The sequence below is a fragment of the Streptococcus sp. C300 genome (assembly GCF_000187645.1).
Lineage (GTDB): Bacteria > Bacillota > Bacilli > Lactobacillales > Streptococcaceae > Streptococcus > Streptococcus oralis_CQ.
Genome location: NZ_GL732466.1, coordinates 778,319 through 803,064, shown reverse-complemented (window position 1 = coordinate 803,064; position 24,746 = coordinate 778,319). Strand labels below are relative to the sequence as shown.

Below are 24,746 nucleotides of genomic sequence, written 5' to 3'. Positions count from 1 at the left end.
GCCGACTTCTCTATCAACTCCAACACTCTATACTGCAAGCGATGAAAATAAAACCAAACTGATGAATGACCTGAAAGAGAATCAACCGAAGATGATTGTGGTCAATCAAAAAGTTGCCTTGTGGTCAGATGTAGAGAGCTGGCTCAGTGAAAACTATGAGCTTGTTCAGACAGATACTAGCGAGTTCAAACTTTATAAATCAAAATAACAAAAAATCAATATCTTGTGGAATTTTAAAAATTTTAGGATTTTTAACACAAGATATTGATTTTTATTTTTAGAGTGGTATAATACTGAATATAAACAATTCAACAATATTTTAGAAAAGAGCATGGATATGATTGTATTAGAAGAAAAGCTTGCAACCGTTCCCACCTTGTTCGTTGAAAAACGAGATGGTAGACGTGTGGTGTTTGATGTAGACAAGATTGACAAGGCTCTCCACAAGGCGGCGGAAAAGGTTATGGACGTTACGCCTCTAGTAGAAAAACGCCTAAATGGTCTAGTTGAAAGAATCGTGACTGAAATTCACAGTCGCTTCCCTCAAGGTGTCAAGATTTACGAAATTCAAAATGTCGTAGAACATGAACTCCTTGAAGCCAAAGAATATGCGCTAGCTGAGGAGTATATCACTTATCGGACACAAAGGGATTTTGAGCGCTCAAAAGCGACAGATATCAACTTTAGTATCCATAAACTTCTCAATAAAGATCAAGCAGTTGTCAATGAAAATGCCAATAAAGACAGTGATGTCTTTAATACCCAGCGTGATTTGACAGCAGGGATTGTTGGGAAATCAATCGGACTGCAAATGCTTCCTAAGCACGTAGCCAATGCTCACCAAAAAGGGGATATCCACTATCATGACTTGGACTACAGCCCCTACACTCCGATGACCAACTGCTGTTTGATTGATTTTAAAGGCATGCTGGAAAATGGTTTTAAGATTGGAAATGCAGAGGTAGAGAGTCCCAAGTCTATCCAGACTGCGACCGCTCAGATTTCACAAATCATCGCCAACGTTGCTTCTAGCCAGTACGGGGGCTGTTCAGCTGACCGTATCGATGAAGTCTTGGCGCCTTATGCGGAGAAGAATTACCAAAAACACCTCAAGGATGCGGAAGAATGGGTCTTGCCTGACAAACGGGAAGATTATGCTTGGAAGAAAACCCAAAAAGACATCTACGATGCCATGCAATCTCTTGAGTATGAAATCAATACCCTCTTCACTTCAAATGGACAAACACCTTTTACTTCACTAGGTTTTGGTCTAGGAACTAGTCGTTTTGAGCGGGAAATTCAAAAAGCTATCTTGACCATCCGAATCAAGGGGCTTGGTTCAGAACACCGCACAGCCATCTTTCCTAAACTCATCTTTACGCTGAAAAGAGGACTCAACTTAGAGGAAGGTTCACCTAACTACGACATCAAACAGTTGGCTCTTGAGTGTGCAACCAAGCGGATGTACCCAGATGTCTTGTCCTATGATAAGATTATCGAACTGACTGGTTCTTTCAAGGTTCCTATGGGTTGTCGCTCCTTCCTCCAAGGCTGGAAAGATGAAAATGGTGTTGAGGTCAATTCAGGTCGTATGAATCTAGGTGTTGTGACGGTTAATCTGCCTCGTATCGCCCTCGAGTCTGAAGGAGATCTGAATAAGTTTTGGGAAATCTTCAACGAGAGAATGAACATTGCGGAGGATGCTCTGGTTTATCGTGTCGAACGAACCAAGGAAGCAACACCAGCAAATGCCCCTATCCTTTATCAGTATGGAGCCTTCGGCCGCCGTCTCGGAAAAGAAGAAAGTGTTGACCAACTCTTTAAGAATCGCCGTGCGACAGTTTCGCTGGGCTACATCGGTTTGTACGAAGTGGCTACAGTCTTCTTTGGAAATAGCTGGGAAAGCAATCCTGAAGCCAAGGAATTCACATTGGATATTATTCGCGATATGAAACGTCGTGTGGAAGAGTGGTCTGACCAATATGGTTACCATTTCTCGATCTACTCCACACCGTCTGAAAGTCTGACAGATCGCTTCTGTCGCTTAGACACAGAGAAGTTTGGTTCTATTCCTGACATCACGGATAAGGAATACTACACCAACTCGTTCCACTACGATGTCCGGAAAAATCCAACGCCGTTTGAAAAATTAGACTTTGAGAAAGTTTATCCAGAAGCAGGTGCGTCAGGTGGTTTTATCCATTATTGTGAGTATCCAGTTCTTCAACAAAATCCTAAAGCCTTGGAAGCTGTTTGGGACTATGCCTATGACCGTGTCGGCTATCTAGGGACCAATACTCCTATTGATTGTTGCTACAAGTGTGACTTTGAAGGGGATTTTGAACCAACTGAGCGAGGATTTGCTTGTCCAAACTGTGGCAATAGCGACCCTAAAACAGTAGATGTGGTCAAACGTACGTGTGGTTATCTGGGGAATCCTCAAGCGCGTCCAATGGTTAATGGACGCCACAAGGAAATCGCTGCGCGTGTCAAACACATGAACGGTTCAACTATTAAAACAGCTGGACATGAAGTAACAAATTAGAAGGAAATGGAATGGGGAAATACCAATTAGACGATAAGGGACGCGCACAAGTGACCCGTTATCACGAGAAACACTCGAAAGGTGGAACAGGTAAAAAAGAACGCTTGCTCAACCTCAGAGAACAGTTTTTAAACAAGAACAAGAAAAAATAAAAGTGAGAGTCTGCTCTCACTTTTCTCTTAGGTGGGAGGGGAATATGGAACTACGCAGACCGATATTGGCAGATAAAGAAACAGTTTTAGAGATGATGGCAGAGTTTGAACAGACTCAATCAGCCCACGATGGCGGATTTTGGAACGCCAACAATTTTGTTTATGAAGAGTGGCTAGAAGAAAATCTTCAAGCGGAAGCGGGACTCAATATTCCTGAAAACTGGGTTCCTGCTATCCAGCTGGTTAGTTTTGACGTAGCAGGCCAGGCTCTTGGCTTTCTCAACCTTCGTCTCCGATTAAATGACTACTTACTAGAAAACGGGGGCCATATTGGCTACTCCATTCGTCCATCTGAAAGAGGTAAGGGTTATGCCAAAGAATCCCTCCGACAAGGTCTACAAGTTGCTAAGGAAAAGAACATCAAAAAAGCACTTGTGACCTGTAGTACGGAAAATCCTGCTAGTAGGGCGGTGATTGTGGCAAATAGTGGGGTGTTTGAGGATGTTCGCAATGGCGTAGAACGTTACTGGATAGATTTGGAGTAGAAGGATGACATGGAATACACCAAAACCAGGTGAATGGAAAAGTGAGGAGCTTAGTAAAGGGCGGATCATTGATTATAAGGCCTTTAACTTTGTCGATGGAGAAGGTGTGCGCAACTCTCTCTATGTATCAGGTTGCATGTTCCACTGTGAGGGATGCTATAATGTTGCGACCTGGTCATTTAATGCTGGGATTCCTTATACGCCAGAGTTAGAAGAACAAATCATGGCAGACCTTGCCCAATCCTATGTTCAAGGATTGACCTTGCTAGGAGGAGAACCATTTCTCAATACAGGTATCCTCTTACCTCTCGTTAAGCGCATTCGAAAGGAATTGCCAGACAAAGACATCTGGTCCTGGACGGGCTACACTTGGGAAGAAATGATGCTGGAGACTCCAGACAAATTGGAACTCTTGTCGCTGATTGACATCCTTGTCGATGGACGGTATGATAAAAGCAAGCGCAATCTTATGCTCCAGTTTCGAGGGTCTTCTAATCAACGAATTATCGATGTGCAAAAATCTCTCAAACAAGGTCAAATAGTGATTTGGGACAAACTTAACGACGGAAAAGAAAGCTATGAGCAGGTGAAGAGAGAATGAAGAAAAAAGACCTGATAGAACAACTGGTTTCAGAGATCGAAACGGGAAGAATTAGGACACTAGGGATCTACGGTCATGGGGCTTCAGGTAAGTCAACCTTCGCTCAGGAATTACATCAAGCCCTAGATTCCACTACAGTAAATTTACTAGAAACAGATCCCTATATCACTTCAGAACGTCACCTGGTAGTACCAAAGCAAGCACCAAATCAAAAGGTGACAGCTTGTCTCCCAGTGGCGCATGAACTGGCAAGTTTACAGAGAGATATTCTCGCCTTGCAGGCAGGTATGGATGTCTTAACAATCGATGAACCGTGGAAGGCTAGCGAGGTCTTGTCTGGAGCCAAGCCGATTCTGATTGTTGAAGGGATGTCTGTGGGCTTTCTACCCAAGGAACTCTTTGACAAAACCATCAGTTTCTACACGGATGAGGAGACCGAATTAAAGAGGCGTCTAGCTCGAGATACGACTATGAGAAATCGCGATGCATCTTTTGTATTAGCTAGCCATCAGATGAGAAGGGAGCAGTACCTGCGATACTATAGAGAAACCGAGTCTAAAGCGGACATTTTAGTAGATCAATCAGAAGATACATTCAAGGTCAAAATGACTCACATTATATAGAAGAAAAGCCGGTTTTTTTATAGATATAAATCCGTAATTTTGGAAAGATAAAAAGAGAAAACAGTTTCATCTTAAAAAAACGAAAAAAAGCTCACAAATCCCTTGCAATCGCAGGGGCTTTGTGTTATTCTATTATGGTGCTGTAAATTACAGCCTTAGCTTTGATGCAAGAGGTTGCGACACGCTCGGTTGCATTGCCACGCAACGCGCGTCGGTTTTCTTGTGGAGCTAGCCTATTATCTTAAATAGACGAAAAGGAGAAAAAGATGGCAAACAAAAAAATCCGTATCCGTTTGAAAGCTTACGAACACCGTACGCTTGACACAGCGGCTGCAAAAATCGTAGAATCAGCTACTCGTACAGGTGCACAAGTTGCGGGTCCAATCCCACTTCCAACTGAGCGTAGCCTCTACACAATCATTCGTGCGACTCACAAATACAAAGACTCTCGCGAACAATTTGAAATGCGTACACACAAACGTTTGATCGATATCGTTAACCCAACTCAAAAAACAGTTGATGCTTTGATGAAATTGGATCTTCCAAGTGGTGTAAACGTAGAAATCAAACTTTAATCTAAAGCTTGATACCTTGAGCATAAAAAACGCTCGTTAAAAACTTTTTGAATAAAAAATATAGAAAAGGAACTATTTTCTCATGACAAAAGGAATCTTAGGGAAAAAAGTGGGAATGACTCAAATCTTCACTGAAGCTGGCGAATTGATCCCTGTAACAGTTATTGAAGCAACTCCAAACGTTGTTCTTCAAGTTAAAACTGTTGAAACAGACGGATACAACGCTATCCAAGTTGGTTTCGATGACAAACGCGAAGTATTGAGCAACAAACCTGCTAAAGGACATGTAGCGAAAGCTAACACGGCTCCTAAGCGCTTCATTCGTGAATTCAAAAACGTTGAAGGCTTGGAAGTTGGTGCTGAAATCACAGTTGAAACATTCGCAGCTGGAGACGTTGTTGACGTAACTGGTACTTCTAAAGGTAAAGGTTTCCAAGGTGTCATCAAACGCCACGGACAATCACGTGGACCAATGGCTCACGGTTCTCGTTACCACCGTCGTCCAGGTTCAATGGGACCTGTTGCACCTAACCGCGTATTCAAAGGTAAAAACCTTGCAGGACGTATGGGTGGCGACCGCGTAACAATTCAAAACCTTGAAGTTGTACAAGTTGTTCCAGAAAAGAACGTTATCCTTATCAAAGGTAACGTACCAGGTGCTAAGAAATCTCTTATCACTATCAAATCAGCAGTTAAAGCTGGTAAATAATAAAGAAAGGGGAAATCAGTCACAATGGCAAACGTAACATTATTTGACCAAACTGGTAAAGAAGCTGGCCAAGTTGTTCTTAACGATGCAGTATTTGGTATTGAACCAAATGAATCAGTTGTGTTTGATGTGATCATCAGCCAACGCGCAAGCCTTCGTCAAGGAACACACGCTGTTAAAAACCGCTCTGCAGTATCAGGTGGTGGACGCAAACCATGGCGTCAAAAAGGAACTGGACGTGCTCGTCAAGGTTCTATCCGCTCACCACAATGGCGTGGTGGTGGTGTTGTCTTCGGACCAACTCCACGTTCATACGGCTACAAACTTCCACAAAAAGTTCGTCGCCTAGCTCTTAAATCAGTTTACTCTGAAAAAGTTGCTGAAAACAAATTCGTAGCTGTAGACGCTCTTTCATTTACAGCTCCAAAAACTGCTGAATTTGCAAAAGTTCTTGCAGCATTGAGCATCGATTCTAAAGTTCTTGTTATCCTTGAAGAAGGAAATGAATTCGCAGCTCTTTCAGCTCGTAACCTTCCAAACGTGAAAGTTGCAACTGCTACAACTGCAAGTGTTCTTGACATCGCAAATAGCGACAAACTTCTTGTCACACAAGCAGCTATCTCTAAAATCGAGGAGGTTCTTGCATAATGAATTTGTATGATGTTATCAAAAAACCTGTCATCACTGAAAGCTCAATGGCTCAACTTGAAGCAGGAAAATATGTATTTGAAGTTGACACTCGTGCACACAAACTTTTGATCAAGCAAGCTGTTGAAGCTGCTTTCGAAGGTGTTAAAGTTGCCAACGTTAACACAATCAACGTAAAACCAAAAGCGAAACGTGTTGGACGTTACACTGGTTTTACTAACAAAACTAAAAAAGCTATCATCACACTTACAGCTGATTCAAAAGCAATCGAGTTGTTTGCTGCTGAAGCTGAATAATCTAAGGAGGAAATATCGTGGGAATTCGTGTTTATAAACCAACAACAAACGGTCGCCGTAATATGACTTCTTTGGATTTCGCTGAAATCACAACAAGCACTCCTGAAAAATCATTGCTTGTTGCTTTGAAGAGCAAGGCTGGTCGTAACAACAACGGTCGTATCACTGTTCGTCACCAAGGTGGTGGACACAAACGTTTCTACCGTTTGGTTGACTTCAAACGTAACAAAGACAATGTTGAAGCAGTTGTTAAAACTATCGAGTACGATCCAAACCGTTCTGCAAACATCGCTCTTGTACACTACACTGACGGTGTGAAAGCATACATCATCGCTCCAAAAGGTCTTGAAGTTGGTCAACGTATCGTTTCAGGTCCTGAAGCAGATATCAAAGTCGGAAACGCTCTTCCACTTGCTAACATCCCAGTTGGTACTTTGATCCACAACATCGAATTGAAACCAGGTCGTGGTGGAGAATTGGTACGTGCTGCTGGTGCTTCTGCCCAAGTATTGGGTCAAGAAGGTAAATACGTTCTTGTTCGTCTTCAATCTGGCGAAGTTCGTATGATTCTTGGAACTTGTCGTGCTACAGTTGGTGTTGTCGGAAACGAACAACATGGACTTGTAAACCTTGGTAAAGCAGGACGTAGCCGTTGGAAAGGTATCCGCCCAACAGTTCGTGGTTCTGTAATGAACCCTAACGATCACCCACACGGTGGTGGTGAAGGTAAAGCACCAGTTGGTCGTAAAGCGCCATCTACTCCATGGGGCAAACCTGCTCTTGGTCTTAAAACTCGTAACAAGAAAGCGAAATCTGACAAACTTATCGTTCGTCGTCGCAACGAGAAATAATAGTAAACTAGTCGCCTAAGCAACTAGGAAATCCGCCAGCTCGGTAGCGCTCCATGTGAGCGCAAGCCGCTGTGGTACAACATTTAAAGGAGAAAATATAAAAATGGGACGCAGTCTTAAAAAAGGACCTTTCGTCGATGAGCATTTGATGAAAAAAGTTGAAGCTCAAGCTAACGACGAAAAGAAAAAAGTTATCAAAACTTGGTCACGTCGTTCAACGATCTTCCCAAGTTTCATTGGTTACACTATTGCAGTTTATGACGGACGTAAACACGTACCTGTTTACATCCAAGAAGACATGGTAGGTCACAAACTTGGTGAATTTGCACCAACTCGTACTTACAAGGGTCACGCTGCAGACGACAAGAAAACACGTAGAAAATAAGGAGAACATAAATGGCAGAAATTACTTCAGCTAAAGCAATGGCTCGTACAGTACGTGTTTCACCTCGTAAATCACGTCTTGTTCTTGACAACATCCGTGGTAAAAGCGTAGCCGATGCTATTGCAATCTTGACATTCACACCAAACAAAGCTGCTGAAATCATCTTGAAAGTTTTGAATTCAGCTGTAGCTAACGCTGAAAATAACTTTGGTTTGGACAAAGCTAATTTGGTAGTATCTGAAGCATTCGCAAACGAAGGACCAACTATGAAACGTTTCCGTCCACGTGCGAAAGGTTCAGCTTCACCAATCAACAAACGTACAGCTCACATCACTGTAGCTGTTGCAGAAAAATAAGGAGGTAACATCGTGGGTCAAAAAGTACATCCAATTGGTATGCGTGTCGGCATCATCCGTGATTGGGATGCCAAATGGTATGCTGAAAAAGAATACGCGGATTACCTTCATGAAGATCTTGCAATCCGTAAATTCGTTCAAAAAGAACTTGCTGACGCAGCAGTTTCAACTATCGAAATTGAACGCGCAGTAAACAAAGTTAACGTTTCACTTCACACTGCTAAACCAGGTATGGTTATCGGTAAAGGTGGTGCTAACGTTGATGCACTCCGTGCAAAACTTAACAAATTGACTGGAAAACAAGTACACATCAACATCATCGAAATCAAACAACCTGATTTGGATGCTCACCTTGTAGGTGAAGGAATTGCTCGTCAATTGGAGCAACGTGTTGCTTTCCGTCGTGCACAAAAACAAGCAATCCAACGTGCAATACGTGCTGGAGCTAAAGGGATCAAAACTCAAGTATCAGGTCGTTTGAACGGTGCAGATATCGCCCGTGCTGAAGGATACTCTGAAGGAACTGTTCCACTTCACACACTTCGTGCAGATATCGATTACGCTTGGGAAGAAGCAGATACTACATACGGTAAACTTGGTGTTAAAGTATGGATCTACCGTGGTGAAGTTCTTCCAGCTCGTAAAAACACTAAAGGAGGTAAATAACCAATGTTAGTACCTAAACGTGTTAAACACCGTCGTGAATTCCGTGGAAAAATGCGCGGTGAAGCAAAAGGTGGAAAAGAAGTAGCATTCGGTGAATACGGTCTTCAAGCTACAACTAGCCACTGGATCACTAACCGCCAAATCGAAGCTGCTCGTATCGCCATGACTCGTTACATGAAACGTGGTGGTAAAGTTTGGATTAAAATCTTCCCACACAAATCATACACCGCTAAAGCTATCGGTGTGCGTATGGGATCTGGTAAAGGGGCACCTGAAGGTTGGGTAGCGCCAGTTAAACGTGGTAAAGTGATGTTCGAAATCGCTGGTGTATCTGAAGAGATTGCTCGTGAAGCGCTTCGTCTTGCAAGCCACAAATTGCCAGTTAAATGTAAATTCGTAAAACGTGAAGCAGAATAAGGAGAAGGCATGAAACTTAATGAAGTAAAAGAATTTGTTAAAGAACTTCGTGGTCTTTCTCAAGAAGAACTCGCGAAGCGCGAAAACGAATTGAAAAAAGAATTGTTTGAACTTCGTTTCCAAGCTGCTACTGGTCAATTGGAACAAACAGCTCGCTTGAAAGAAGTTAAAAAACAAATCGCTCGTATCAAAACAGTTCAATCTGAAGCGAAATAATAGACTAGGGAAGGAGAAATTTCAATGGAACGCAATAATCGTAAAGTTCTTGTTGGACGTGTTGTATCTGACAAAATGGACAAGACAATCACAGTTGTAGTTGAAACAAAACGTAACCACCCAGTCTATGGTAAACGTATTAACTACTCTAAAAAATACAAAGCACATGATGAAAACAATGTTGCCAAAGAAGGCGATATCGTACGTATCATGGAAACTCGTCCGCTTTCAGCTACAAAACGTTTCCGTCTTGTAGAAGTTGTTGAAGAAGCGGTCATCATCTAATCAAACCTGAAAGGAGAAAACTGAAATGATTCAAACAGAAACTCGTTTGAAAGTCGCAGACAACAGCGGTGCTCGCGAAATCTTGACTATCAAAGTTCTTGGTGGTTCAGGACGTAAATTTGCAAACATCGGTGATGTTATCGTGGCATCTGTAAAACAAGCTACTCCTGGTGGTGCGGTTAAAAAAGGTGACGTTGTAAAAGCTGTTATCGTTCGTACTAAATCAGGTGCTCGTCGTGCTGATGGTTCATACATCAAATTTGACGAAAACGCAGCAGTTATCATCCGTGAAGACAAAACTCCTCGCGGAACACGTATCTTTGGCCCAGTTGCACGTGAATTGCGTGAAGGTGGCTTCATGAAGATCGTGTCACTTGCTCCAGAAGTACTTTAATTTTTAGAAACAAACTAGTCCCCTAGCTTCAAGCTAGGGTGCCCTTATGGGCGTAAGAAAAATCAAGGAGAAACCTAATGTTTGTAAAAAAAGGCGACAAAGTTCGCGTAATCGCTGGTAAAGATAAGGGAACAGAAGCTGTTGTCCTTACTGCCCTTCCAAAAGTAAATAAAGTTATCGTTGAAGGTGTGAACATCGTTAAGAAACACCAACGTCCAACTAACGAGCTTCCTCAAGGTGGTATCATCGAGAAAGAAGCAGCTATCCACGTATCAAACGTTCAAGTATTGGACAAAAATGGTGTAGCTGGTCGTGTTGGTTACAAATTTGTAGACGGTAAAAAAGTTCGCTACAACAAAAAATCAGGCGAAGTGCTTGATTAATCACGAAGGAAAGGAGAAGTATAATGGCAAATCGTTTAAAAGAAAAATATCTTAATGAAGTAGTTCCTGCTTTGACAGAACAATTCAACTACTCATCAGTGATGGCTGTGCCTAAAGTAGATAAGATCGTTTTGAACATGGGTGTTGGTGAAGCTGTATCAAACGCTAAAAGTCTTGAAAAAGCTGCTGAAGAATTGGCACTTATCTCAGGTCAAAAACCACTTATCACTAAAGCTAAAAAATCAATCGCCGGCTTCCGTCTTCGTGAAGGTGTAGCGATCGGTGCAAAAGTTACCCTTCGTGGTGAACGTATGTACGAATTCTTGGACAAATTGGTTTCAGTTTCACTTCCACGTGTACGTGACTTCCACGGTGTTCCAACAAAATCATTTGATGGACGCGGAAACTACACTCTTGGTGTGAAAGAACAATTGATCTTCCCAGAAATCAACTTTGATGACGTTGACAAAACTCGTGGTCTTGACATCGTTATCGTAACAACTGCTAACACTGACGAAGAGTCACGTGCATTGCTTACAGGCCTTGGAATGCCTTTTGCAAAATAATATAGGAGGTAAATCTAATGGCTAAAAAATCAATGATTGCTAAGAACAAACGTCCAGCGAAGTTCTCTACTCAAGCTTATACTCGTTGTGAAAAATGTGGTCGTCCACATTCAGTTTACCGCAAATTTAAACTTTGCCGTGTTTGCTTCCGTGAATTAGCTTACAAAGGACAAATTCCTGGTGTAACAAAAGCATCTTGGTAATATCATGATACAAAGAGCGTAACAACCACAGCAAAAATAGGAAATTTGGTGAAGGAGCGATGCTCCAAAACGAATTTATCTTTTTTGCACAGGTTGTAGCTCGTGTTCAAATAAGAGTTCTCTCATTTGAATGTGTCAATACTATCTGAGACTAGCTCAATCATTAACTAGCAAGTGCAACTTGCAAACTACTAGTAAGAGGAGAAAAACAAAATGGTTATGACTGACCCAATCGCAGACTTCCTAACTCGTATTCGTAACGCTAACCAAGCGAAACACGAAGTACTTGAAGTACCTGCATCAAACATCAAAAAAGGGATTGCTGAAATCCTTAAACGCGAAGGTTTTGTTAAGAACGTAGAAATCATCGAAGATGACAAACAAGGCATCATCCGTGTATTCCTTAAATACGGACCAAACGGTGAAAAAGTTATCACTAACTTGAAACGTGTTTCTAAACCAGGACTTCGTGTCTACAAAAAACGTGAAGATCTTCCAAAAGTTCTTAACGGACTTGGAATTGCTATCCTTTCAACTTCTGAAGGTTTGCTTACTGATAAAGAAGCTCGCCAAAAGAATGTTGGTGGTGAGGTTATCGCTTACGTTTGGTAATATTTAGCTCCCAATTTCTTTGCGACTCGTCGTTATCGTCTCTTGCCTAACCCAAAGTTATGCCGGCGAGACGATGCCTAGATTCACTTTGAAATTGAAACCTAAATGTTCCTTTAAATCGAGAAATCGATTTAAGCCCCCGTGAAAACTGGCCGTTCTGGCCTGACAATTTAACAGGAGAAAATAAACATGTCACGTATTGGTAATAAAGTTATCGTGTTGCCTGCTGGTGTTGAAATCACTAACAATGACAACGTTGTAACTGTAAAAGGACCTAAAGGAGAACTTACTCGTGAGTTCTCAAAAGATATTGAAATTCGTGTGGAAGGTACTGAAGTAACTCTTCACCGTCCAAACGATTCAAAAGAAATGAAAACAATCCACGGAACTACTCGTGCCCTTTTGAACAACATGGTTGTTGGTGTATCAGAAGGATTCAAGAAAGAACTTGAAATGCGCGGGGTTGGTTACCGTGCACAACTTCAAGGATCTAAGCTTGTTTTGGCTGTTGGTAAATCTCATCCAGACGAAGTTGAAGCTCCAGAAGGAATTACTTTTGAACTTCCAAACCCAACAACAATCGTTGTTAGCGGAATTTCAAAAGAAGTAGTTGGTCAAACAGCTGCTTACGTACGTAGCCTTCGTTCACCAGAACCATATAAAGGTAAAGGTATCCGTTACGTTGGTGAATTCGTTCGCCGTAAAGAAGGTAAAACAGGTAAATAATGTTGAGTGGTTGATTTTCAACCACCAACCTATTTTCCAACTTAGTGCATAGCACACGATTTAAAACTAAAGAGGTGAAAACTGTGATTTCTAAACCAGATAAAAACAAACTCCGCCAAAAACGCCACCGTCGCGTTCGCGGAAAACTCTCTGGAACTGCTGATCGCCCACGTTTGAACGTATTCCGTTCTAATACAGGCATCTACGCTCAAGTGATTGATGACGTAGCGGGTGTAACGCTCGCAAGTGCTTCAACTCTTGACAAAGAAGTTTCAAAAGGAACTAAAACTGAACAAGCCGTTACTGTCGGTAAACTCGTTGCAGAACGTGCAAACGCTAAAGGTATTTCAGAAGTGGTGTTCGACCGCGGTGGATATCTATATCACGGACGTGTGAAAGCTTTGGCTGATGCAGCTCGTGAAAACGGATTGAAATTCTAATAGGAGGACACTAGAAAATGGCATTTAAAGACAATGCAGTTGAATTAGAAGAACGCGTAGTTGCTGTCAACCGTGTTACAAAAGTTGTTAAAGGTGGACGTCGTCTTCGTTTCGCAGCTCTTGTTGTTGTTGGTGACCACAACGGTCGCGTAGGATTTGGTACTGGTAAAGCTCAAGAAGTTCCAGAAGCAATCCGCAAAGCAGTAGAAGATGCTAAGAAAAACTTGATTGAAGTTCCTATGGTTGGAACAACAATCCCACACGAAGTTCTTTCAGAATTCGGTGGAGCTAAAGTATTGTTGAAACCTGCTGTAGAAGGTTCTGGGGTTGCCGCTGGTGGTGCAGTTCGTGCCGTTGTGGAATTGGCAGGTGTGGCAGATATTACATCTAAATCACTTGGTTCTAACACTCCAATCAACATTGTTCGCGCAACTGTTGAAGGTTTGAAACAATTGAAACGCGCTGAAGAAGTTGCTGCCCTTCGTGGTATTTCAGTTTCTGATTTGGCATAAGAAAGGGGATAAAATGGCTCAAATTAAAATTACTTTGACTAAGTCTCCAATCGGACGCATTCCATCGCAACGTAAAACTGTTGTAGCACTTGGACTTGGCAAATTGAACAGCTCTGTTATTAAAGAAGACAACGCTGCTATCCGTGGTATGATTACTGCAGTATCTCACTTGGTAACAGTTGAAGAAGTAAACTAATGAATTTTTAGGGGATGTGGCAATACTCATCCCCTAAAACTAGGTATAGTCATCTTAGATGAACATGTATAGGCGAGTTGATAAGGGAGACAACCTTTTCTCTCTTATCGGCGCTAGCATTTTACAAAAGAGGAGAAAATAATAATGAAACTTCATGAATTGAAACCTGCAGAAGGTTCTCGTAAAGTACGTAACCGTGTTGGTCGTGGTACTTCATCAGGTAACGGTAAAACATCTGGTCGCGGTCAAAAAGGTCAAAAAGCTCGTAGCGGTGGCGGAGTTCGCCTTGGTTTTGAAGGTGGACAAACTCCATTGTTCCGTCGTCTTCCAAAACGTGGATTCACTAACATCAACGCTAAAGAATACGCAATTGTAAACCTTGACCAATTGAACGTCTTTGAAGACGGTGCAGAAGTAACTCCAGTTGTACTTATCGAAGCAGGAATTGTAAAAGCTGAAAAATCAGGAGTTAAAATTCTTGGTAACGGTGAGTTGACTAAGAAATTGACTGTGAAAGCAGCTAAATTCTCTAAATCAGCTGAGGAAGCTATCACTGCTAAAGGTGGTTCTGTAGAAGTCATCTAAGAGAGGTGACCCATGTTTTTTAAATTATTAAAAGAAGCGCTCAAGGTTAAACAAGTTCGATCAAAAATTCTCTTTACGATTTTTATCATTCTTGTTTTCCGTATTGGGACAAGTATCACTGTTCCAGGTGTGAATGCAAAAAGTTTAGAAGCTCTCAGTGGTTTATCTTTCTTGAACATGCTTAGTCTTGTTTCAGGGAATGCCATGAAGAACTTCTCCGTTTTTGCACTCGGGGTAAGTCCGTATATCACTGCTTCAATCGTTGTTCAATTGCTACAAATGGATATTTTACCGAAGTTTGTAGAATGGGGCAAACAAGGGGAAGTAGGACGGAGAAAACTAAACCAAGCTACTCGTTATATTGCACTAGTGCTTGCATTTGTTCAATCTATCGGGATTACAGCAGGATTTAATACTCTATCTGGAGCGAAATTATTAACGACAGCTTTAACTCCACAAGTCTTTGTTACTATCGGTATTATCCTCACAGCAGGTAGTATGATTGTAACTTGGCTCGGGGAACAAATTACAGATAAGGGATACGGAAATGGTGTTTCTATGATCATCTTTGCAGGTATTGTTGCTTCAATTCCTGAGATGATTAAAGGCATCTATGTTGACTACTTCGTCAATATTCCAAGTAGCCGTTTGACTTCATCTATTATCTTTGTCGTTATTTTGATTATCGCTGTCTTGTTGATTGTTTACTTTACAACCTTTGTTCAACAGGCAGAATATAAAATTCCAATCCAATATACAAAAGTTGCTCAAGGAGCCCCATCAAGCTCATACCTTCCATTGAAGGTAAACCCAGCGGGGGTTATCCCAGTTATCTTTGCAAGTTCCATTACAGCAGCACCTGCAGCCATTCTTCAATTTTTGAGTGCTACAGGTCATGATTGGGCTTGGGTACGTACAGCACAGGAAATGTTATCTACAACATCTCCAACAGGTGTTGCTATGTATGCCTTGCTAATCATTCTCTTTACGTTCTTCTATACATTTGTACAGATCAATCCAGAGAAAGCAGCAGAAAACTTGCAAAAGAGTGGAGCCTACATTCATGGTGTCCGTCCTGGTAAGGGTACTGAAGAGTTCATGTCGAAACTTCTTCGTCGCCTTGCGACTGTCGGATCAATCTTCCTTGGTGTGATTTCAATCTTGCCGATTGTGGCAAAAGATGTCTTTGGTCTTTCAGAAGCTGTTGCTTTTGGGGGAACTAGTCTTTTGATCATTATCTCAACCGGTATCGAAGGAATCAAACAACTTGAAGGTTACCTATTGAAACGTAAGTATGTTGGTTTCATGGACAAAACAGAATAAAAGCAAAATCACTTTTGCTTAGAGAGTGGAGTATGAAGGTCTATCTATTAGAGAGATTTTCGTCTCCCCTCTTCTATTTTGTTTTTAAATAGGGGTTGAAAGAGATTTCTGCTTCTATTTAAATACAAAATAAGGAGATCCTATCATGAATCTTTTGATTATGGGCTTACCTGGAGCAGGTAAGGGAACGCAAGCAGCTAAAATTGTGGAGCAATTCCACGTGGCACACATTTCAACTGGAGATATGTTCCGTGCTGCTATGGCAAATCAAACTGAAATGGGTGTACTTGCGAAGTCATATATTGACAAAGGTGAGTTGGTTCCAGATGAAGTTACAAATGGAATCGTTAAAGAACGCCTTTCACAGGACGACATCAAGGAAACAGGTTTCTTGTTGGATGGTTACCCACGTACGATTGAACAAGCCCATGCCTTGGACAAAACATTGGCGGAACTTGGTATCGAACTAGAAGGTGTGATCAATATCGAAGTGAATCCAGATTGTCTCTTGGAACGTTTGAGTGGTCGTATCATCCACCGCGAAACAGGTGAAACCTTCCACAAAGTTTTCAACCCACCCGTTGACTACAAAGAGGAAGATTACTACCAACGTGAAGATGACAAACCGGAGACAGTGAAGCGTCGTTTGGATGTGAATATCGCTCAAGGTGAACCAATCATTGCTCACTACCGTGCCAAAGGTTTGGTCCACGATATCGAAGGAAATCAAGATATCAATGATGTGTTCAAAGACATCGAAAAAGTATTGACAAATTTGAAATAAAGCGTTTTTCACACTTGCAAAAAATCGCTACAAATGTTATACTGAGATAGTCTGACTTATAATTGTTGTCTCTGTTTTCAGAGGCATCGAATCGAAATTTATGGAGGTGCTTTTGCGTGGCAAAAGACGATGTGATTGAAGTTGAAGGCAAAGTAGTTGATACAATGCCTAACGCAATGTTTACGGTTGAACTTGAAAATGGACATCAGATTTTAGCAACAGTTTCTGGTAAAATTCGTAAAAACTATATTCGTATTTTAGCGGGAGATCGTGTTACTGTCGAGATGAGTCCATATGACTTGACACGTGGACGTATCACTTACCGCTTTAAATAATCGAAAAACTTGGAGGGATAAGAAATGAAAGTAAGACCATCGGTCAAACCAATTTGCGAATACTGTAAAGTAATTCGTCGTAATGGTCGTGTTATGGTAATTTGCCCAGCAAATCCAAAACACAAACAACGTCAAGGATAAGATAGAAAGGAGAAAACATGGCTCGTATTGCTGGAGTTGACATTCCAAATGACAAACGCGTAGTAATCTCATTGACTTACGTTTATGGTATCGGACTTGCAACATCTAAGAAAATTTTGGCTGCTGCTGGAATCTCAGAAGATGTTCGTGTACGTGACCTTACATCAGATCAAGAAGATGCTATCCGTCGTGAAGTGGATGCAATCAAAGTTGAAGGTGACCTTCGTCGTGAAGTAAACTTGAACATCAAACGTTTGATGGAAATCGGTTCTTACCGTGGTATTCGTCACCGTCGTGGACTTCCTGTCCGTGGACAAAACACTAAAAACAACGCTCGCACTCGTAAAGGTAAAGCTGTTGCGATTGCTGGTAAGAAAAAATAATATAGGAGGTAAAAGTCTTGGCTAAACCAACACGTAAACGTCGTGTGAAAAAGAATATCGAATCTGGTATTGCTCATATTCACGCTACATTTAATAACACTATTGTTATGATTACTGATGTGCATGGTAATGCAATTGCTTGGTCATCAGCTGGTGCTCTTGGTTTCAAAGGTTCTCGTAAATCTACACCATTCGCTGCTCAAATGGCTTCTGAAGCTGCTGCTAAATCTGCACAAGAACACGGTCTTAAATCAGTTGAAGTTACTGTAAAAGGTCCAGGTTCTGGTCGTGAGTCAGCTATTCGTGCGCTTGCTGCCGCTGGTCTTGAAGTAACAGCAATTCGTGATGTGACTCCAGTGCCACACAATGGTGCTCGTCCTCCAAAACGTCGCCGTGTATAATCATCGCATTACACTGCTTTTCGTTTAAGAGGGAGTAACTAAATGATTGAGTTTGAAAAACCAAATATAACAAAAATTGATGAAAATAAAGATTATGGCAAGTTTGTAATCGAACCACTTGAACGTGGCTACGGTACAACTCTTGGTAACTCTCTTCGTCGTGTACTACTAGCTTCTCTACCAGGAGCAGCAGTGACATCTATCAACATTGAAGGTGTCTTGCATGAGTTCGACACAGTTCCAGGTGTTCGTGAAGACGTGATGCAAATCATTCTGAACATTAAAGGGATTGCAGTGAAATCATACGTTGAAGACGAAAAAATCATTGAACTTGACGTTGAAGGTCCTGCTGAAATTACAGCTGGAGACATTTTGACTGACAGTGATATTGAGATTGTAAATCCAGATCATTATCTCTTTACAATCGGTGAAGGTTCTTCTCTAAAAGCGACAATGACTGTTAACAGTGGTCGTGGATATGTACCTGCTGATGAAAATAAAAAGGATAATGCACCAGTTGGAACACTTGCTGTAGATTCTATTTATACACCAGTTACAAAAGTCAACTATCAAGTAGAGCCTGCTCGTGTAGGTAGCAATGATGGATTTGACAAATTAACCCTTGAAATCTTGACTAATGGAACAATTATTCCTGAAGATGCTTTAGGGCTTTCAGCACGTATCTTGACAGAACATCTTGATTTGTTTACAAATCTTACTGAGATTGCTAAGTCAACTGAAGTGATGAAAGAAGCTGATACTGAATCTGACGATCGTATTTTGGATCGTACGATTGAGGAACTGGACTTGTCTGTGCGTTCATACAACTGTTTGAAACGTGCCGGTATCAATACTGTGCATGATTTGACAGAAAAATCTGAAGCAGAGATGATGAAAGTACGAAATCTTGGACGCAAGAGTTTGGAAGAAGTGAAACTCAAACTCATTGACTTGGGTCTTGGATTAAAAGATAAATAAAGGAGGAATACATGGCTTACCGTAAACTAGGACGCACTAGCTCACAACGTAAAGCAATGCTTCGCGATTTGACAACTGACCTTTTGATCAACGAATCAATCGTGACAACTGAAGCTCGTGCTAAAGAAATCCGTAAAACTGTTGAAAAAATGATTACTCTAGGTAAACGTGGTGATTTGCATGCACGTCGTCAAGCAGCTGCTTTCGTACGTAATGAAATCGCATCTGAAAACTATGATGAAGCAACTGATAAGTACACTTCTACTACAGCACTTCAAAAATTGTTCTCAGAAATCGCACCTCGTTATGCTGAACGTAACGGTGGATACACTCGTATCCTTAAAACTGAACCACGTCGTGGTGATGCTGCGCCAATGGCGATCATCGAATTAGTATAAAATCATCAATTTTGTTGAGTGTTATGATGATGGAGTCTTGTGCTCTTAGTCTAGCTCTGGTCTACCGCTGGGACTTCGGTCCTAGCGGGAACACTCATCATCATTTGATAGGGTAGACGCTTGTTTACGAAATTGTTTTTTTGTTTAAGAACAACTTCGTAAGCAGGCGTTTTTTAGTATTTTTTTCGGAAATATGCTATACTAGGAAAAAAGAAAATCAAAAACGTTCAGGTTTTCTAATAATCGTAGAAATGGGGTATAAGAATGAAGGCTATTATTACAGTGGTTGGTAAGGACAAGGCTGGGATCGTTGCAGGCGTGTCTACTAAGATTGCAGAGTTGGGTTTGAATATTGACGATATTTCTCAGACGGTGTTGGATGAATACTTTACTATGATGGCGGTCGTTTCTAGTGACGAAAAACAGGATTTCACTTATCTTCGAAATGAGTTTGAAACTTTCGGTCAGACCTTGAATGTCAAAATAAATATTCAAAGTGCGGCGATTTTTGACGCTATGTATAATATCTAGGAGGTGGCTATGGATATTAGACAAGTTACAGAAACCATTGCCATGATCGAGGAGCAGAACTTCGATATCAGAACCATCACCATGGGGATTTCCCTTTTGGATTGTATTGATCCAGATATTGAACGTGCTGCTGAAAAGATTTACCAAAAAATCACCACTAAAGCTGCAAATTTAGTGGCTGTAGGAGACGAAATTGCTGCAGAACTTGGGATTCCTATTGTTAATAAACGGGTATCGGTGACTCCGATTTCTTTAATTGGTGCAGCGACTGATGCGACGGACTATGTTGTTTTGGCAAAGGCTCTTGACAAGGCTGCCAAGGAGATCGGTGTTGACTTTATTGGTGGATTCTCTGCCTTGGTACAAAAAGGCTACCAAAAAGGAGATGAGATTCTCGTCAATTCTATCCCACGCGCTCTAGCTGAGACCGACAAGGTTTGTTCGTCTGTTAACATTGGCTCAACTAAGTCAGGCATCAACATGACTGCAGTTGCAGATATGGGACGTATCATCAAGGAAACAGCGAACTTATCAGATATGGGTGCGGCCAAGTTGGTCGTATTTGCTAATGCTGTTGAGGACAATCCTTTTATGGCAGGGGCCTTTCATGGTGTTGGCGAAGCAGATGTTATCATCAATGTCGGGGTTTCGGGTCCTGGTGTGGTCAAGCGTGCCTTGGAAAAGGTTCGTGGACAGAGCTTTGATGTAGTAGCGGAAACAGTCAAGAAAACGGCCTTCAAGATTACTCGTATCGGTCAGCTGGTTGGACAAATGGCGAGTGAACGCCTTGGTGTTGACTTTGGAATTGTCGATCTAAGCTTGGCGCCAACTCCTGCAGTTGGTGATTCTGTGGCACGTGTCCTTGAGGAAATGGGCCTAGAAACAGTTGGTACGCATGGGACGACGGCTGCCCTCGCTCTTTTGAATGACCAAGTTAAGAAGGGCGGAGTGATGGCTTGTAACCAAGTCGGTGGCTTGTCAGGTGCTTTTATCCCCGTTTCTGAAGATGAGGGGATGATTGCTGCGGTGCAAGATGGTTCTCTGAATTTAGAGAAACTAGAAGCCATGACGGCTATCTGTTCAGTTGGACTGGATATGATTGCCATTCCAGAAGATACGCCTGCTGAAACCATTGCGGCTATGATTGCAGATGAGGCGGCAATCGGTGTTATTAACATGAAAACAACGGCTGTCCGTATTATTCCAAAGGGCAAGGAAGGCGATATGATTGAGTTTGGTGGCTTGCTAGGGACAGCTCCAGTAATGAAGGTCAACGGGGCTTCGTCTGTTGATTTCATCTCTCGCGGTGGGCAAATCCCAGCTCCAATCCATAGTTTTAAAAATTAATAAAAAAGCGAGAGGATTTAAGTTGAGTTTAAGGATGACTGTGTATACTATAATCATTAAATAAAGACCTCCTAACTTTATTTAATAGAAATCCTAAACTTTTTCATAATAATCTCCTAGGGAAGCTACCATGAGGGTAGCTTTTCTTTTGGGTAATTTACAAATGTTGGCTTTGCTTTTGAAAGCCAAATATTTCTTTGATCCATGATATAATAGAAGAAAATGGAGGATAGAAAATGTCTAAAGTAAGATTGTACTTGGTCCGTCATGGGAAAACGATGTTTAACACAATTGGACGTGCTCAAGGATGGAGTGATACACCTCTGACTGCAGAAGGTGAGTTGGGAATCCATGAACTGGGAATTGGCTTGAGAGAGTCTGGTTTACAATTTGATCGCGCTTATTCCAGTGATTCAGGGCGCACCATTCAAACTATGGGAATTATCCTAGAAGAACTTGGCCTGCAGGGGAAAATCCCTTACCGCATGGACAAGCGCATCAGAGAGTGGTGCTTTGGTAGTTTTGATGGGGCCTATGATGGGGACCTCTTTATGGGCTTGATTCCGAGAATTTTCAATGTGGACCATGTTCACCAATTGTCTTATGCTGAACTGGCTGAGGGTTTGGTAGAGGTTGATACAGCTGGCTGGGCTGAAGGTTGGGAAAAACTCAGTGGTCGAATCAAGGAAGGCTTTGAAGCGATTGCCAAAGAAATGGAAGAACAAGGTGGGGGCAATGCTCTCGTCGTAAGCCATGGAATGACCATTGGGACCATTGTTTATCTGATCAATGGTATGCATCCGCATGGCCTCGATAATGGTAGCGTGACGATTCTTGAATATGAGGACGGTCAGTTTAGCGTTGAGGTTGTTGGTGACCGTAGTTATCGAGAACTGGGACGTGAGAAGATGGAAGAGACAAATAATCAATAGAAGTTAGCTCCGATTAGGAGCTAACTTTTTTTCCTGTTAAATAAGTTGGATTTGCGACCCAGTATTTCTTGTTATCCAAGTCTAAAAGAACATTTCTCGTCTTTCAAATTCCCTCAAAAATGGTATAATAGTAACATCACAAAATTGGAGAGAGACCATGAGTTTTTACAATCATAAAGAAATTGAGCCTAAGTGGCAGGGCTACTGGGCAGAACATCATACATTTAAGACAGGAACAGATGCATCAAAACCGAAGTTTTATGCTCTCGACATGTTCCCATATCCTTCAGGAGCTGGATTGCACGTAGGACACCCAGAAGGCTACACAGCGACTGATATCCTTAGCCGTTACAAACGTGCGCAAGGCTACAATGTCCTTCACCCAATGGGTTGGGATGCCTTTGGTTTGCCTGCAGAGCAATACGCTATGGATACGGGGAATGACCCGGCAGAATTTACAGCGGAAAACATTGCCAACTTCAAACGTCAAATCAATGCGCTTGGATTCTCTTACGACTGGGATCGTGAAGTCAACACAACAGATCCAAACTACTACAAATGGACTCAGTGGATCTTCACCAAGCTTTACGAAAAAGGTTTAGCTTATGAAGCGGAAGTGCCAGTAAACTGGGTTGAGGAATTGGGGACGGCCATTGCCAACGAAGAAGTCCTTCCTGACGGAACTTCTGAGCGTGGAGGCTATCCAGTTGTCCGCAAACCGATGCGCCAATGGATGCTTAAAATCACTGCCTATGCGGAGCGTTTGCTTAATGACTTGGATGATCTTGACTGGCCAGAGTCTATCAAGGACATGCAACGCAACTGGATTGGTAAATCAACTGGTGCTAATGTAACTTTCAAAGTGAAAGGGACTGACAAGGAATTTACCGTCTTTACGACACGTCCAGATACCCTTTTCGGTGCGACTTTCACTGTATTGGCGCCTGAGCATGATTTGGTAGATGCTATCGTCAGTCCAGAACAAGCTGAAGCCGTAGCAGACTACAAACACCAAGCTAGCCTCAAGTCTGACTTGGCTCGTACCGACCTTGCCAAGGAAAAAACAGGGGTTTGGACTGGTGCTTATGCTATCAACCCTGTCAATGGTAAGGAAATTCCAATCTGGATCGCCGACTATGTTCTTGCGAGCTATGGAACAGGTGCCGTTATGGCTGTGCCAGCCCACGACCAACGTGACTGGGAATTTGCCAAACAATTTGACCTTCCAATCGTAGAAGTGCTAGAAGGTGGAAATGTAGCAGAAGCTGCCTATACTGAAGATGGTCTTCATGTCAATTCAGACTTCCTAGATGGACTGAACAAAGAAGAAGCGATTGCTAAAATTGTGGCTTGGTTGGAAGAGAAAGGTTGTGGACAAGAGAAGGTTACCTACCGTCTCCGCGACTGGCTCTTTAGCCGTCAACGTTACTGGGGTGAGCCAATCCCAATCATTCATTGGGAAGATGGGACTTCAACAGCTGTTCCTGAAAGTGAATTGCCACTTGTCTTGCCAGTCACCAAGGATATCCGTCCTTCAGGTACTGGGGAAAGCCCATTGGCTAACTTGACCGACTGGTTGGAAGTGACGCGTGAAGATGGTGTCAAAGGTCGTCGTGAAACCAACACCATGCCACAATGGGCTGGTTCAAGCTGGTACTACCTCCGCTATATTGACCCGCACAATACTGAGAAATTGGCTGATGAGGACCTCCTCAAACAATGGTTGCCAGTAGATATCTACGTGGGTGGTGCAGAGCATGCTGTACTTCACTTGCTCTATGCTCGTTTCTGGCACAAATTCCTCTATGACCTCGGTGTTGTTCCGACTAAGGAACCATTCCAAAAACTCTTTAACCAAGGGATGATTTTGGGAACAAGCTACCGTGACCACCGTGGAGCTCTTGTAGCGACTGATAAGGTTGAAAAACGTGACGGTTCTTTCTTCCATGTGGAAACAGGAGAAGAGTTGGAGCAAGCACCAGCCAAGATGTCTAAATCACTCAAGAACGTTGTCAATCCAGACGATGTGGTGGAACAATATGGTGCCGATACCCTTCGTGTCTATGAAATGTTCATGGGACCACTTGATGCTTCTATCGCTTGGTCAGAAGAAGGCCTGGAAGGAAGCCGTAAGTTCCTCGACCGTGTTTACCGTTTGATTACAAGTAAAGAAATTGTTGCGGAAAATAATGGTGCTCTTGACAAGGTTTATAACGAAACCGTTAAATCTGTTACTGAGCAAATCGAATCCATGAAATTCAACACAGCTATTGCCCAACTTATGGTCTTTGTCAACGCTGCTAATAAGGAAGACAAACTCTATGTGGACTACGCCAAAGGCTTTATCCAATTGATTGCCCCATTTGCACCTCATTTGGCAGAAGAACTCTGGCAAACAGTTGCTGCAACAGGTGAGTCCATCTCTTATGTAGCTTGGCCAACTTGGGACGAAAGTAAATTGGTTGAAGATGAAATCGAAATCGTCGTCCAAATCAAAGGAAAAGTTCGTTCCAAATTGATGGTTGCTAAAGACCTATCACGCGAAGAATTGCAAGAAATCGCTCTGGCTGATGAAAAAGTTAAAGCAGAAATTGACGGCAAGGAAATCGTGAAGGTGATTGCGGTACCTAACAAACTCGTTAATATCGTCGTTAAATAACGAGTTTATTATCTCTATCTGCCACCTTCAATAGTCCACTGGACCCC

General features: G+C 42.1%; 38 protein-coding genes and 1 pseudogene. All 39 read left to right on the top strand.

Annotated elements, in window-relative coordinates; all coding sequences use genetic code 11:
* Window positions 1–208: pseudogene (locus HMPREF0849_RS10245) on the top strand (damage-inducible protein CinA); the annotation flags it as partial.
* Between the two features lie 129 nt (window positions 209–337).
* Window positions 338–2,545 (top strand): anaerobic ribonucleoside-triphosphate reductase, encoded by a 2,208-nt coding sequence (gene nrdD / locus HMPREF0849_RS03840; protein ID WP_000636180.1) that lies wholly within the window; start codon window positions 338–340, stop codon window positions 2,543–2,545.
* Window positions 2,546–2,556: 11 nt separating this feature from the next.
* On the top strand, window positions 2,557–2,697 hold the full coding sequence (locus tag HMPREF0849_RS03835) for a hypothetical protein (RefSeq protein ID WP_000521625.1): 141 nt from the start codon (window positions 2,557–2,559) through the stop codon (window positions 2,695–2,697).
* A gap of 44 nt (window positions 2,698–2,741) precedes the next feature.
* Window positions 2,742–3,242, top strand: coding sequence for a GNAT family N-acetyltransferase (locus HMPREF0849_RS03830; RefSeq protein WP_000423394.1), 501 nt, complete (start codon window positions 2,742–2,744; stop codon window positions 3,240–3,242).
* A 4-nt stretch (window positions 3,243–3,246) separates the two neighbouring features.
* On the top strand, window positions 3,247–3,843 hold the full coding sequence (gene nrdG, locus HMPREF0849_RS03825) for an anaerobic ribonucleoside-triphosphate reductase activating protein (RefSeq protein ID WP_000220163.1): 597 nt from the start codon (window positions 3,247–3,249) through the stop codon (window positions 3,841–3,843).
* Complete coding sequence (locus tag HMPREF0849_RS03820; RefSeq protein ID WP_000725972.1) at window positions 3,840–4,466, top strand: uridine kinase family protein; 627 nt, start codon at window positions 3,840–3,842, stop codon at window positions 4,464–4,466. The genes nrdG and HMPREF0849_RS03820 overlap by 4 nt, the downstream gene beginning before the upstream one ends.
* 266 nt (window positions 4,467–4,732) lie before the next feature.
* On the top strand, window positions 4,733–5,041 hold the full coding sequence (rpsJ, locus tag HMPREF0849_RS03815) for a 30S ribosomal protein S10 (RefSeq protein ID WP_001284513.1): 309 nt from the start codon (window positions 4,733–4,735) through the stop codon (window positions 5,039–5,041).
* Between the two features lie 82 nt (window positions 5,042–5,123).
* Entirely contained in the window at window positions 5,124–5,750 is a 627-nt protein-coding gene (gene rplC, locus HMPREF0849_RS03810) for a 50S ribosomal protein L3 (protein ID WP_000160197.1), read from the top strand.
* 24 nt (window positions 5,751–5,774) lie between these two features.
* Window positions 5,775–6,398, top strand: a complete 624-nt coding sequence (gene rplD / locus HMPREF0849_RS03805) for a 50S ribosomal protein L4 (RefSeq protein ID WP_000024537.1) — start codon at window positions 5,775–5,777, stop codon at window positions 6,396–6,398.
* Window positions 6,398–6,694 (top strand): 50S ribosomal protein L23, encoded by a 297-nt coding sequence (locus HMPREF0849_RS03800; protein ID WP_001055347.1) that lies wholly within the window; start codon window positions 6,398–6,400, stop codon window positions 6,692–6,694. Before rplD ends, HMPREF0849_RS03800 begins: the two co-directional genes overlap by 1 nt.
* Window positions 6,695–6,711: 17 nt before the next feature.
* On the top strand, window positions 6,712–7,545 hold the full coding sequence (gene rplB, locus HMPREF0849_RS03795; protein WP_000512910.1) for a 50S ribosomal protein L2: 834 nt from the start codon (window positions 6,712–6,714) through the stop codon (window positions 7,543–7,545).
* 103 nt (window positions 7,546–7,648) lie between these two features.
* Window positions 7,649–7,930 carry a 30S ribosomal protein S19 gene (gene rpsS, locus HMPREF0849_RS03790; protein ID WP_000533766.1) on the top strand — a complete coding sequence of 94 codons (282 nt, stop codon included), beginning with the start codon at window positions 7,649–7,651 and terminating at the stop codon, window positions 7,928–7,930.
* Window positions 7,931–7,941: 11 nt separating this feature from the next.
* Window positions 7,942–8,286 carry a 50S ribosomal protein L22 gene (gene rplV, locus HMPREF0849_RS03785; protein ID WP_000818137.1) on the top strand — a complete coding sequence of 115 codons (345 nt, stop codon included), beginning with the start codon at window positions 7,942–7,944 and terminating at the stop codon, window positions 8,284–8,286.
* A 12-nt stretch (window positions 8,287–8,298) separates the two neighbouring features.
* Complete coding sequence (rpsC, locus tag HMPREF0849_RS03780; RefSeq protein ID WP_000529934.1) at window positions 8,299–8,952, top strand: 30S ribosomal protein S3; 654 nt, start codon at window positions 8,299–8,301, stop codon at window positions 8,950–8,952.
* A 3-nt stretch (window positions 8,953–8,955) separates the two neighbouring features.
* Complete coding sequence (gene rplP, locus HMPREF0849_RS03775; RefSeq protein WP_000960946.1) at window positions 8,956–9,369, top strand: 50S ribosomal protein L16; 414 nt, start codon at window positions 8,956–8,958, stop codon at window positions 9,367–9,369.
* A 9-nt stretch (window positions 9,370–9,378) separates the two neighbouring features.
* Window positions 9,379–9,585 carry a 50S ribosomal protein L29 gene (rpmC, locus tag HMPREF0849_RS03770; protein WP_000772918.1) on the top strand — a complete coding sequence of 69 codons (207 nt, stop codon included), beginning with the start codon at window positions 9,379–9,381 and terminating at the stop codon, window positions 9,583–9,585.
* A gap of 24 nt (window positions 9,586–9,609) precedes the next feature.
* On the top strand, window positions 9,610–9,870 hold the full coding sequence (gene rpsQ, locus HMPREF0849_RS03765; RefSeq protein ID WP_000440801.1) for a 30S ribosomal protein S17: 261 nt from the start codon (window positions 9,610–9,612) through the stop codon (window positions 9,868–9,870).
* Window positions 9,871–9,895: 25 nt separating this feature from the next.
* Window positions 9,896–10,264 carry a 50S ribosomal protein L14 gene (gene rplN, locus HMPREF0849_RS03760; RefSeq protein ID WP_000616545.1) on the top strand — a complete coding sequence of 123 codons (369 nt, stop codon included), beginning with the start codon at window positions 9,896–9,898 and terminating at the stop codon, window positions 10,262–10,264.
* 77 nt (window positions 10,265–10,341) lie between these two features.
* Window positions 10,342–10,647 (top strand): 50S ribosomal protein L24, encoded by a 306-nt coding sequence (rplX, locus tag HMPREF0849_RS03755; protein ID WP_000497691.1) that lies wholly within the window; start codon window positions 10,342–10,344, stop codon window positions 10,645–10,647.
* Window positions 10,648–10,670: 23 nt separating this feature from the next.
* Window positions 10,671–11,213 (top strand): 50S ribosomal protein L5, encoded by a 543-nt coding sequence (gene rplE, locus HMPREF0849_RS03750; RefSeq protein ID WP_000013542.1) that lies wholly within the window; start codon window positions 10,671–10,673, stop codon window positions 11,211–11,213.
* 17 nt (window positions 11,214–11,230) lie between these two features.
* On the top strand, window positions 11,231–11,416 hold the full coding sequence (locus HMPREF0849_RS03745) for a type Z 30S ribosomal protein S14 (RefSeq protein ID WP_001085697.1): 186 nt from the start codon (window positions 11,231–11,233) through the stop codon (window positions 11,414–11,416).
* A gap of 213 nt (window positions 11,417–11,629) precedes the next feature.
* A complete protein-coding gene (gene rpsH, locus HMPREF0849_RS03740) occupies window positions 11,630–12,028 on the top strand; it encodes a 30S ribosomal protein S8 (protein WP_000245504.1) in 399 nt (132 codons plus the stop codon).
* A 189-nt stretch (window positions 12,029–12,217) separates the two neighbouring features.
* The gene (rplF, locus tag HMPREF0849_RS03735) at window positions 12,218–12,754 is read left to right on the top strand and encodes a 50S ribosomal protein L6 (RefSeq protein ID WP_000086626.1); all 537 of its coding nucleotides are present in this window, start codon (window positions 12,218–12,220) and stop codon (window positions 12,752–12,754) included.
* 83 nt (window positions 12,755–12,837) lie between these two features.
* Window positions 12,838–13,194 carry a 50S ribosomal protein L18 gene (gene rplR, locus HMPREF0849_RS03730; RefSeq protein ID WP_004244055.1) on the top strand — a complete coding sequence of 119 codons (357 nt, stop codon included), beginning with the start codon at window positions 12,838–12,840 and terminating at the stop codon, window positions 13,192–13,194.
* Between the two features lie 17 nt (window positions 13,195–13,211).
* Window positions 13,212–13,706: a 30S ribosomal protein S5 gene (gene rpsE / locus HMPREF0849_RS03725; RefSeq protein WP_000874204.1), complete on the top strand. Its 495-nt coding sequence runs from the start codon at window positions 13,212–13,214 to the stop codon at window positions 13,704–13,706.
* Between the two features lie 13 nt (window positions 13,707–13,719).
* Entirely contained in the window at window positions 13,720–13,902 is a 183-nt protein-coding gene (gene rpmD, locus HMPREF0849_RS03720) for a 50S ribosomal protein L30 (protein WP_000057241.1), read from the top strand.
* Window positions 13,903–14,046: 144 nt separating this feature from the next.
* On the top strand, window positions 14,047–14,487 hold the full coding sequence (rplO, locus tag HMPREF0849_RS03715; RefSeq protein WP_000766089.1) for a 50S ribosomal protein L15: 441 nt from the start codon (window positions 14,047–14,049) through the stop codon (window positions 14,485–14,487).
* 12 nt (window positions 14,488–14,499) lie between these two features.
* Window positions 14,500–15,810 (top strand): preprotein translocase subunit SecY, encoded by a 1,311-nt coding sequence (gene secY, locus HMPREF0849_RS03710; protein WP_000465385.1) that lies wholly within the window; start codon window positions 14,500–14,502, stop codon window positions 15,808–15,810.
* A 145-nt stretch (window positions 15,811–15,955) separates the two neighbouring features.
* Complete coding sequence (locus HMPREF0849_RS03705) at window positions 15,956–16,594, top strand: adenylate kinase (protein ID WP_001050433.1); 639 nt, start codon at window positions 15,956–15,958, stop codon at window positions 16,592–16,594.
* 116 nt (window positions 16,595–16,710) lie between these two features.
* Window positions 16,711–16,929 (top strand): translation initiation factor IF-1, encoded by a 219-nt coding sequence (infA, locus tag HMPREF0849_RS03700; RefSeq protein ID WP_001029883.1) that lies wholly within the window; start codon window positions 16,711–16,713, stop codon window positions 16,927–16,929.
* A gap of 24 nt (window positions 16,930–16,953) precedes the next feature.
* The gene (rpmJ, locus tag HMPREF0849_RS03695) at window positions 16,954–17,070 is read left to right on the top strand and encodes a 50S ribosomal protein L36 (RefSeq protein ID WP_001808836.1); all 117 of its coding nucleotides are present in this window, start codon (window positions 16,954–16,956) and stop codon (window positions 17,068–17,070) included.
* A 17-nt stretch (window positions 17,071–17,087) separates the two neighbouring features.
* Complete coding sequence (rpsM, locus tag HMPREF0849_RS03690) at window positions 17,088–17,453, top strand: 30S ribosomal protein S13 (protein ID WP_000090781.1); 366 nt, start codon at window positions 17,088–17,090, stop codon at window positions 17,451–17,453.
* Between the two features lie 17 nt (window positions 17,454–17,470).
* Entirely contained in the window at window positions 17,471–17,854 is a 384-nt protein-coding gene (gene rpsK, locus HMPREF0849_RS03685; protein WP_001118385.1) for a 30S ribosomal protein S11, read from the top strand.
* 42 nt (window positions 17,855–17,896) lie between these two features.
* On the top strand, window positions 17,897–18,832 hold the full coding sequence (locus HMPREF0849_RS03680) for a DNA-directed RNA polymerase subunit alpha (protein ID WP_000568993.1): 936 nt from the start codon (window positions 17,897–17,899) through the stop codon (window positions 18,830–18,832).
* An 11-nt stretch (window positions 18,833–18,843) separates the two neighbouring features.
* On the top strand, window positions 18,844–19,230 hold the full coding sequence (gene rplQ, locus HMPREF0849_RS03675) for a 50S ribosomal protein L17 (protein ID WP_000331493.1): 387 nt from the start codon (window positions 18,844–18,846) through the stop codon (window positions 19,228–19,230).
* Between the two features lie 264 nt (window positions 19,231–19,494).
* A complete protein-coding gene (locus HMPREF0849_RS03670; protein WP_000644111.1) occupies window positions 19,495–19,761 on the top strand; it encodes an ACT domain-containing protein in 267 nt (88 codons plus the stop codon).
* Window positions 19,762–19,770: 9 nt separating this feature from the next.
* A complete protein-coding gene (locus HMPREF0849_RS03665; protein WP_000354880.1) occupies window positions 19,771–21,108 on the top strand; it encodes a PFL family protein in 1,338 nt (445 codons plus the stop codon).
* A gap of 236 nt (window positions 21,109–21,344) precedes the next feature.
* Complete coding sequence (locus HMPREF0849_RS03660; protein ID WP_000049280.1) at window positions 21,345–22,040, top strand: histidine phosphatase family protein; 696 nt, start codon at window positions 21,345–21,347, stop codon at window positions 22,038–22,040.
* Between the two features lie 157 nt (window positions 22,041–22,197).
* Complete coding sequence (gene leuS, locus HMPREF0849_RS03655; RefSeq protein WP_000011728.1) at window positions 22,198–24,699, top strand: leucine--tRNA ligase; 2,502 nt, start codon at window positions 22,198–22,200, stop codon at window positions 24,697–24,699.
* Window positions 24,700–24,746: the final 47 nt, after the last annotated feature.

Bases quoted from the DNA above. Each gene is read 5' to 3' on its own strand.
- nrdD (WP_000636180.1), top strand. From the start codon at position 338: ATGATTGTATTAGAAGAAAAGCTTGCAACCGTTCCCACCTTGTTCGTT.
- HMPREF0849_RS03835 (WP_000521625.1), top strand. From the start codon at position 2,557: ATGGGGAAATACCAATTAGACGATAAGGGACGCGCACAAGTGACCCGT.
- HMPREF0849_RS03830 (WP_000423394.1), top strand. From the start codon at position 2,742: ATGGAACTACGCAGACCGATATTGGCAGATAAAGAAACAGTTTTAGAG.
- nrdG (WP_000220163.1), top strand. From the start codon at position 3,247: ATGACATGGAATACACCAAAACCAGGTGAATGGAAAAGTGAGGAGCTT.
- HMPREF0849_RS03820 (WP_000725972.1), top strand. From the start codon at position 3,840: ATGAAGAAAAAAGACCTGATAGAACAACTGGTTTCAGAGATCGAAACG.
- rpsJ (WP_001284513.1), top strand. From the start codon at position 4,733: ATGGCAAACAAAAAAATCCGTATCCGTTTGAAAGCTTACGAACACCGT.
- rplC (WP_000160197.1), top strand. From the start codon at position 5,124: ATGACAAAAGGAATCTTAGGGAAAAAAGTGGGAATGACTCAAATCTTC.
- rplD (WP_000024537.1), top strand. From the start codon at position 5,775: ATGGCAAACGTAACATTATTTGACCAAACTGGTAAAGAAGCTGGCCAA.
- HMPREF0849_RS03800 (WP_001055347.1), top strand. From the start codon at position 6,398: ATGAATTTGTATGATGTTATCAAAAAACCTGTCATCACTGAAAGCTCA.
- rpsS (WP_000533766.1), top strand. From the start codon at position 7,649: ATGGGACGCAGTCTTAAAAAAGGACCTTTCGTCGATGAGCATTTGATG.
- rplV (WP_000818137.1), top strand. From the start codon at position 7,942: ATGGCAGAAATTACTTCAGCTAAAGCAATGGCTCGTACAGTACGTGTT.
- rplP (WP_000960946.1), top strand. From the start codon at position 8,956: ATGTTAGTACCTAAACGTGTTAAACACCGTCGTGAATTCCGTGGAAAA.
- rpmC (WP_000772918.1), top strand. From the start codon at position 9,379: ATGAAACTTAATGAAGTAAAAGAATTTGTTAAAGAACTTCGTGGTCTT.
- rpsQ (WP_000440801.1), top strand. From the start codon at position 9,610: ATGGAACGCAATAATCGTAAAGTTCTTGTTGGACGTGTTGTATCTGAC.
- rplN (WP_000616545.1), top strand. From the start codon at position 9,896: ATGATTCAAACAGAAACTCGTTTGAAAGTCGCAGACAACAGCGGTGCT.
- rplX (WP_000497691.1), top strand. From the start codon at position 10,342: ATGTTTGTAAAAAAAGGCGACAAAGTTCGCGTAATCGCTGGTAAAGAT.
- rplE (WP_000013542.1), top strand. From the start codon at position 10,671: ATGGCAAATCGTTTAAAAGAAAAATATCTTAATGAAGTAGTTCCTGCT.
- HMPREF0849_RS03745 (WP_001085697.1), top strand. From the start codon at position 11,231: ATGGCTAAAAAATCAATGATTGCTAAGAACAAACGTCCAGCGAAGTTC.
- rpsH (WP_000245504.1), top strand. From the start codon at position 11,630: ATGGTTATGACTGACCCAATCGCAGACTTCCTAACTCGTATTCGTAAC.
- rplF (WP_000086626.1), top strand. From the start codon at position 12,218: ATGTCACGTATTGGTAATAAAGTTATCGTGTTGCCTGCTGGTGTTGAA.
- rpsE (WP_000874204.1), top strand. From the start codon at position 13,212: ATGGCATTTAAAGACAATGCAGTTGAATTAGAAGAACGCGTAGTTGCT.
- rpmD (WP_000057241.1), top strand. From the start codon at position 13,720: ATGGCTCAAATTAAAATTACTTTGACTAAGTCTCCAATCGGACGCATT.
- rplO (WP_000766089.1), top strand. From the start codon at position 14,047: ATGAAACTTCATGAATTGAAACCTGCAGAAGGTTCTCGTAAAGTACGT.
- secY (WP_000465385.1), top strand. From the start codon at position 14,500: ATGTTTTTTAAATTATTAAAAGAAGCGCTCAAGGTTAAACAAGTTCGA.
- HMPREF0849_RS03705 (WP_001050433.1), top strand. From the start codon at position 15,956: ATGAATCTTTTGATTATGGGCTTACCTGGAGCAGGTAAGGGAACGCAA.
- rpmJ (WP_001808836.1), top strand. From the start codon at position 16,954: ATGAAAGTAAGACCATCGGTCAAACCAATTTGCGAATACTGTAAAGTA.
- rpsM (WP_000090781.1), top strand. From the start codon at position 17,088: ATGGCTCGTATTGCTGGAGTTGACATTCCAAATGACAAACGCGTAGTA.
- HMPREF0849_RS03680 (WP_000568993.1), top strand. From the start codon at position 17,897: ATGATTGAGTTTGAAAAACCAAATATAACAAAAATTGATGAAAATAAA.
- rplQ (WP_000331493.1), top strand. From the start codon at position 18,844: ATGGCTTACCGTAAACTAGGACGCACTAGCTCACAACGTAAAGCAATG.
- HMPREF0849_RS03670 (WP_000644111.1), top strand. From the start codon at position 19,495: ATGAAGGCTATTATTACAGTGGTTGGTAAGGACAAGGCTGGGATCGTT.
- HMPREF0849_RS03665 (WP_000354880.1), top strand. From the start codon at position 19,771: ATGGATATTAGACAAGTTACAGAAACCATTGCCATGATCGAGGAGCAG.
- HMPREF0849_RS03660 (WP_000049280.1), top strand. From the start codon at position 21,345: ATGTCTAAAGTAAGATTGTACTTGGTCCGTCATGGGAAAACGATGTTT.
- leuS (WP_000011728.1), top strand. From the start codon at position 22,198: ATGAGTTTTTACAATCATAAAGAAATTGAGCCTAAGTGGCAGGGCTAC.